This window comes from Microcystis sp. LE19-10.1B (genome assembly GCF_027530565.1).
GTDB classification, from domain to species: Bacteria; Cyanobacteriota; Cyanobacteriia; order Cyanobacteriales; family Microcystaceae; genus Microcystis; species Microcystis aeruginosa.
On record NZ_JAPZQM010000018.1, the window covers coordinates 1 to 6,985 of the forward strand.

At 44.7% G+C, this 6,985-nt stretch carries 7 protein-coding genes and 1 other RNA gene; 4 read left to right on the plus strand and 4 right to left on the minus strand.

Annotated features, from left to right (window positions below):
* The first annotated feature begins 465 nt into the window (after nucleotides 1-465).
* The 3 genes from O9332_RS00640 (at nucleotide 466) to O9332_RS00650 (ending at nucleotide 3,066) form a co-directional block, all read left to right on the plus strand.
* Entirely contained in the window at nucleotides 466-1,602 is a 1,137-nt protein-coding gene (locus tag O9332_RS00640) for a DUF58 domain-containing protein (RefSeq protein WP_288023254.1), read from the plus strand.
* A gap of 86 nt (nucleotides 1,603-1,688) precedes the next feature.
* Nucleotides 1,689-1,785, plus strand: an RNA gene (gene ffs, locus O9332_RS00645) — signal recognition particle sRNA small type.
* 9 nt (nucleotides 1,786-1,794) lie between these two features.
* Entirely contained in the window at nucleotides 1,795-3,066 is a 1,272-nt protein-coding gene (locus O9332_RS00650; protein ID WP_002759666.1) for an MFS transporter, read from the plus strand.
* A gap of 36 nt (nucleotides 3,067-3,102) precedes the next feature.
* On the opposite strand, the gene O9332_RS00655 is transcribed toward O9332_RS00650, so the two are convergent.
* The 4 genes from O9332_RS00655 to O9332_RS00670 all read right to left on the minus strand — a co-directional run bounded on the left by O9332_RS00655 (nucleotide 3,103) and on the right by O9332_RS00670 (nucleotide 5,685).
* The gene (locus O9332_RS00655) at nucleotides 3,103-3,732 is read right to left on the minus strand and encodes a DUF3782 domain-containing protein (protein WP_288023255.1); all 630 of its coding nucleotides are present in this window, start codon (nucleotides 3,730-3,732) and stop codon (nucleotides 3,103-3,105) included.
* A gap of 113 nt (nucleotides 3,733-3,845) precedes the next feature.
* Entirely contained in the window at nucleotides 3,846-4,700 is an 855-nt protein-coding gene (gene purU / locus O9332_RS00660) for a formyltetrahydrofolate deformylase (RefSeq protein ID WP_002759669.1), read from the minus strand.
* A 122-nt stretch (nucleotides 4,701-4,822) separates the two neighbouring features.
* Entirely contained in the window at nucleotides 4,823-5,398 is a 576-nt protein-coding gene (locus O9332_RS00665; RefSeq protein ID WP_002759670.1) for a (2Fe-2S) ferredoxin domain-containing protein, read from the minus strand.
* Nucleotides 5,399-5,442: 44 nt separating this feature from the next.
* A complete protein-coding gene (locus O9332_RS00670; RefSeq protein WP_288023258.1) occupies nucleotides 5,443-5,685 on the minus strand; it encodes an Asr1405/Asl0597 family protein in 243 nt (80 codons plus the stop codon).
* A gap of 221 nt (nucleotides 5,686-5,906) precedes the next feature.
* On the opposite strand from O9332_RS00670, the gene O9332_RS00675 reads away from it, so the two are divergent.
* Complete coding sequence (locus O9332_RS00675; RefSeq protein WP_002759672.1) at nucleotides 5,907-6,746, plus strand: reverse transcriptase-like protein; 840 nt, start codon at nucleotides 5,907-5,909, stop codon at nucleotides 6,744-6,746.
* Nucleotides 6,747-6,985: the final 239 nt, after the last annotated feature.

Here is a 6,985-nt window from a genome sequence, read left to right on the forward strand (position 1 = left end):
GAGTGATTGGGGGGAAAATTCAGGTACTTTTTCCCTGAAAATTAGGTAATTGACCCCCTGAAAATGGGTAAAACCCCACACCCCACACCCCACACCCCACACCCTGCCCCCAGGAAAAGCTTTTTCAGCAAACCCTAATTAGGAGTGAGCGCTTGACTTTGCCGGCGGCTTGGGTTATAATTGTCTTACAATGGGATGTTTTTGTTTATCGCTGACTGCTCAGATTACCATTATAAATAAACTCTTTTTAAAATATTATTGCAAAATCTGCCCACAAAAGCAAGCAAAATTTTGCCATCAATTGTTAAGTTTTGTTAAGAAAAATCCCAACAGTGGCAAGGAAGAGAACTCCCTTAGCTGATCAGTCCGATCCCCTTGATAGTTTATCATGGCTTTTGGGATAATTCTAGAAGTGTGGGACTGATTTTTAGCTTTCTAGCAAAGACGACAAAACCACTAAACTCTATGAAAACTTGGTTAGAAGATCGCGGTATTTTACCCGCTTACGGTGGGGGGGTAATCATTGGCATTACCCTCTGTTTTTTCGGAGCTGCGACCAATACCATGGCGGGATGGTTGTATGCTATCTCTGGCACGACGATCGCTGTTTTAATTTTATCGATAATTTTACCCCGTCGTTCCCTTCTTCCTCTGAAAGTGCGTCGTCTTGCCATTGTACCCGTGAGTGCGGGAGACGATCTTAGTATTAGCCTAGAGATAGAAAATACTAGCAATCAGCCGATAAATCTGTTAAAAGTGACAGATATCCTGCCTATAGTTCTCGATCAGCCAAAAATAACCGCAATAGAAGCGATTGCCTCCAAAAGTTGCCATCATTGGACTTATTATTTACCCACCAGTAAACGGGGTATTTATCACTGGCAAGAAGTACAATTAAGAACAGCAGCCCCTCTCGGTTTATTTTGGTGTCGTCGTTGTCATCAAGCAGCGGCTAAAGCTTTAGTTTATCCCCAAATTTTACCCTTACAACAATGTCCCCTAATCGATTCCCTCGGTCAAGAGATGGAACAAAAATTAGAAAATAATCGCTATTATCAAAGGGCTAGTCAAGGACTTACCCGTAACTTGAGACAATATCGCCAGGGTGATTCTACCCGTTTAATTCACTGGAAAACTAGCGCCCGTTTGGGAGAATTGCAAATTCGGGAATTAGAAGTGTTAACGGGAGGACAGGAAGTGATTATCTGTCTCGATACCCTCTGTGATTGGCAAGAAGACAGGTTTGAACGGGCGATTATTGCCGCTGCTTCCCTCTATTTTTATGCCCATCGTCGGCAACTAAATGTGAAACTCTGGACCGGTGAAACGGGGTTAATTCAGGGGGAAAGGGTCATTTTAGAAACTTTAGCGGCTATAGAGGCAAAAGCTAGTCAAAAAAATGCTAATCTGCCTAATTTACCTGTAATTTGGTTGACAAGTAACTTCAATTCCATCGAACAACTCACCCCCGGCAGCCGTTGGTTATTTTTCCTCGCTGCCGATTCTAGGGAGAGTCCTTCACTCTTAATCCGACAGTTTAGCGGATTGGCGATCGAACCGGAAACTTCTCTACAACAACAATTGCAAAAACCCCCTCGTTGAGGAAATTTCCGTTCATAGTCTAGATTGAGAGGAGATTCTCCAGAAAAAAATGCCCGTATCCCCGAAAAAGATGTTATGATAGAAAAGACTCGGACTCATGCGATCGCAACGCCTTAACCTTGTCAGGACCGGAAGGTAGCAGCAATACGGGATGCTTGTGACTGGCGTGATCTCCGGGTCTTTTTGTTGCCTGTGACGGTCGCTGTTGTGAACGCTTTCAAAACTTTTCGATCACTTACTGCCGAAACTCGTCGTCAACTACTCTTCCTCTTCGTCACGGCGCTGTTTTTCTGGATAAGTATTACCACTCTCCTCCCCACTCTCCCCACCTATATTGACTCCCTAGGCGGTAGCAAACAAGATATCGGTTTTGTCATGGGGGCCTTTGCTATCGGTTTAATTTTATCGCGCAGTTGGTTAGGCAATCTAGTTGATCGCCGCAGTCGCAAATTAGTGGTTTTATTTGGAACTATTGTCGCCGCTACCGCACCCCTCGGTTATCTATTTTTTCGCGATCTTTCCTCTTTATTCGCCGTCCGCGCCTACCATGGTCTCAGTATCGCCGCTTTTACCACCGGTTACAGTACCCTAGTGGTGGATTTTTCCCCCGTTCGTCAACGGGGAGAGATAATTGGTTATATGAGCTTAACTGCACCCCTAGGCATGGGAATCGGTCCAGCTTTAGGCAGTTATCTCTACCAATCGATCGGTTATAACGGTTTATTTCTAGTTTCCGCCGCTTCAGGAGCGATCGCCTTTCTCTTTGGTTTCTCCATTCAAGAACCGGACTTCAAGAAAAAATTAGCCCAAATGAAGGCAGAAAATCAGACAATCGAGCGCAGTTTTTGGGCATTATGTCAAGAGCGAGCTTTTTTAGTCCCTACCTTAGTTTTTCTATTGGTCGGTACTTTATTCGGCGGTTTAGTCGCTTTTTTACCCCTGTTTCTCCTCGAAAATCAGATTCCTTTCAGTGCCGGTCTATTCTACAGTTATGCGGCACTATCGGGGGTAATCGGACGGATTTTGTCGGGAGGAGCCAGTGATCGCTATGGACGGGGTTTATTCATCACTATTAGCGTTTTTTGCTATGGTTTATCCATGTTGGTTCTATCTTCTGCCCGATCTTCCTCCGCTTTAATTTTAGCCGCTATCCTCGAAGGTACGGGAGGGGGGATTTTATTCCCTATGTTACTGGCTTTAATCTCCGATCGCTCTGGGCCCCAAGAACGCGGCCGGGCCTATTCTATCTGTATCGGCGGTTTTGATGTGGGAACAGCCTTAGCCGGTCCAATTCTGGGGGTTTTAGCAATTTCCTACGAAACTATGTTTAGTTTATCGTCAGGATTAGCTGTTATCGCTCTCTTTCTCTTTTTTACTCTCTCTAACCCCACCATACGCCATTCTTTTCTCTTCGCTTTCGGCTTAGAAAAAGATCGTTATGCTCTGCGCGGACAATTACAATAAAGCTTACTGAAAAAGTTTTTCCTAGAGCAGGGTTATTTAATAGGTTTGAGGTGGAAAATTATCGGGAATATCTAATTCAAATACTTGGTCATGAATCCGAGCCACATAAAACCCTTCTTGCAGAATTTTTTCGCGTAATTCTGGGGATAAATCCACCGCCGCTAATATGCCATAGAGTTTTTTATCTTTGTGTTCAGGAAAAAAGCGGCGAAACCGTTGCAAAATACTTTTTAATTGTGTAATATCTTCCTGTCTAACATGACTTTTAACCTCAACGATATAAGCAGTATTTAGCTCACCATTGCTATAGGCAAGAACATCAATTTCTAGGTGTTGTCCTTCTTTACTGACTCGGACACTGGGACTGATAACCTCCATACCAAATTGTTGTCTGAGAATCGTTTCCATTGAAGGAAGGGCAAGTCCTTCGGTAAAGCTGCCGAATTTTGCACCGAGTCCCCCAATTTGTTTGCCCAGTTCTTTGAGTTGTTTGTCAGTTTCTTTCTGTTGTTGGGCGTTTTCCTTCTGTTGTTGACTAACTTCCTTCAATAGTAGTTCAGTCTCCTTCTGTTGTTGACTGACTTCCTTGAGTTGTTTGTCAGTTTCTTTTTGAGCGGCAGTTAATTCGGCTAAGAGTCGCCATACGTCTTCGGATGTGGTTGCCATAGATGATTTTTTCCTTCTGATCTGGTCTATTGCTATTTTAGTCAATCGCGCCGATACTTCCTAATTTTTAAGCTTCAATGCTCTCTTTTTTGTCAAGTACATCTTATCCCATTTTAAGCGAACACTACCGTGCGATTAGCGTAAACCAAAACGCGATTTTGCAAGTGTAAACGGACCGCTCGCGCTAACACCACCCTTTCTAAATCCTTACCTTGACGAATTAAATCTCCCACGGTATCGCGATGGCTAACTCTGACCACATCCTGCTCGATAATTGGCCCCTGATCGAGATCGGCAGTGATATAATGGGCGGTGGCTCCAATAATTTTTACCCCTCGATCGTAAGCCCGTTGATAGGGATTAGCTCCGGCAAAAGCCGGTAAAAAAGAATGATGAATATTGATAATATTGGGGAAAAAGTTAATAAAATCTGGAGTGAGAACCTGCATATATTTAGCTAAAATCACTAAATCTATCCGGTATTCCCGCAGTAACTCTAATTGTCTGGCTTCCTGTTCAATCTTGGTTTCGGCGGTAATGGGAATATGATGAAACTCAATACCGAATTGATTGGCAACTGAGTGTAATTCTGGATGATTGCTAATAATTAAAGGAATTTCTGCCCTAATTTCTCCCCCGTGTTGTCGCCATAATAAATCGAGGAGACAATGATCCTGTTTTGTCACCCAAATAGCTAGACGCGGGACAGTATCGGAAAAATGTAAGGACCAACTAGCCTGCAAAGGTTTGGCAATAGCGGCGAAAGCTGGTTCGATCATCCCACGGGGTAAATTAAACCCTTCTAATTGCCATTCTATCCGCATCAGAAACAATCCCGCCGAAAAATCCGTGTGTTGGTCGGCGTGGATAATATTGCCGCCATTAGCGTAGATAAAATTAGCGATTTTCGCCACCAGACCAATCTGGTCGGGACAAGAAATTAACAAGGTTGCAGTGGTACCAGTCATAAATTATCGGTGGCAAGAATTGACTTTTTCTATCCCCTAATTGATTACAATTTCAGGCACTTCGTCCCTTTGATGCACATAAAAGAGCATTTGTCAAGAGCGATCGCCGATTAAATTTCCGGTTAAACTGATACAGTATTCTCTTGCTCAGAAGTGGCAAAATGCCGCTCGATCAGGGAGGGGACATCTTGGGGAGCTACCTGATTATAATGCTTTTTATCGGGCATAACCACCAGATTCGGCCCTTTTTTGCACTGTTTTAAACAGCCAGTTAATTTAATATTCACCGCTTCTCCCAGTCCTTTTTCCTCTAAACTACTCTCTAACCTTTGGCAGACTCTCGCACCGCCATTTTTCCAACAATCGGACTTCTGACAGATTAAGACGGTGGCTTTTTGCGCTTTTGCTGGGGCCACTTCTGGAGTTTTTTCGCCGGATAAATGCTCGATCCCTAGTACCCTCAGTTTTAATTTTCCCTTCTTTGAACAAAGACTACTTTCTCCCGTCACTTTTAGCCATGAGTGGAGAGCAATATTGAGAGGTATGTGGTCTCGCAGTGTTTTTTCGGGCTTAAACCAATATTCTCGTTTATCAACACTGATTCTCAGGTATTTTACCTTATATCCGTCCTTGAGGACAAAACCGAGGAATTGACCGACCACTTGAAAGGGAACCATGGCAGTTACAGATTTTGACATACTTTCTCACTTTTTACTCTTAGATTGCTAATTTTTCTCAAGGATTATGCCTGCCAACAGGTTTCCTGCCAACCGATTAAACAGCTTTGGGAAGCCTCTACCTGTCGCAGGACAATCCACAGCTGTAAAAGTTGAGCGGAGGCATCAATGCGAACCGGCAAAAGCTTATGGAGCGAGCATTTATCTTCAATGTCCAGGGCCTGCAGCCGGTGGTAGAGCTGCCAGCGCTCCCAAGCACTAAGAGGGAAGATTTTCTCACCTTCCGATGGCAATTTGTCTGTACTCATGGGGCTTTTAATTGAGAACTATTAGCAATATAACTCTAGGCTGATGTTCTCAGTATAACCGACAACTGCAAATAATTATCAATAACCTGAAGAAAAAAAGTTACCCGGTAGCGGCGATCGGCTAAAATCTTGCTTGTCCGCTTTGCCGATCCCGGAATCGCTACCGCCTAGAATTGTCAAAGAGATAAAAATGGAGATAACAAGATTTATTGACGAAAATTATGGATAAAAAAGCTCAAAAAACCGATAATTCAGCAATTCTCTATTTTGATGGTGGTTCTCGCGGCAATCCGGGGAGAGCAGCCGGTGCAGCGGTAATAGTTTTAGCCGAGGGTAATTCCTTGACCACGACTAGATATATGGAGAGAGCCACTAATAACGAGGCCGAATACACGGGATTGATTATTGGATTGGAAAAAGCTCAAGAATTAGGCTTAAAAAGCCTAGAAATTCGTGGAGACAGTCAATTAGTCATCAATCAAGTTAAGGGAGACTGGAAGGTAAAAAGCGATAGTTTACGTCCCTTTTATCAGCGTGCTTGTCAATTAGTTGCCCGATTCGATCGCATTAGCTGGCGCTGGATTGAACGAGCTAAAAATAGTTTGGCTGACGCTGCTGCCAATCATTGTATGGATGCGGCGAAAAAATCGCCAGAAAAACCAAAGGAAGGCGAAACTAATCTCGATATTCTGCTCCAATCCCTGAAACCAGTCCTAAATACCGAAGAATTCGTTTTTTCTTCCCTAACAGCAACAGGACTAGAACAGCTACAATTAACCCCTATCTGCCAATTTCAGGAAGAGGAAGGCATAACGGTGATTATTCCCCGTCAGCAAGCCGATCGCCAGAACTTACAGTACAAATATATTTATAGACAAATTACTCTTTCTGTGCATTCTAGTTTAGCGGCGGTGGGATTTTTAGCGGTAATTAGCGAGAAACTGGCCGCAGCAGCAATTAGCGTCAATGTCATTTCTGGTTATTATCACGATCATTTATTTATCCCTAGGGATAGGGTGACAGAAGCGATGGCTATTCTCGAAGAAATTAGCCGCTCCTAATAGTAGTCAGGAGACAGGAGGCAGGAGTCAGGAGACAGGAGACAGGAGACAGGAGATCATTTCATTTATCCTCCCCACACCCCCCCCCCCCCCCCCCCCCCCCCCCCCACCCCCCCCCCCCCCACCCCCCCGCCCCCACACCCCGCCCCCCCCACCCCCCCCCCCGCCTCCGCCGCCGCCCCCCAGGCACCCGCGCGGCCCCGGAGCCCCCCCACCCCCAGGCCATGCTCGGCGAACAG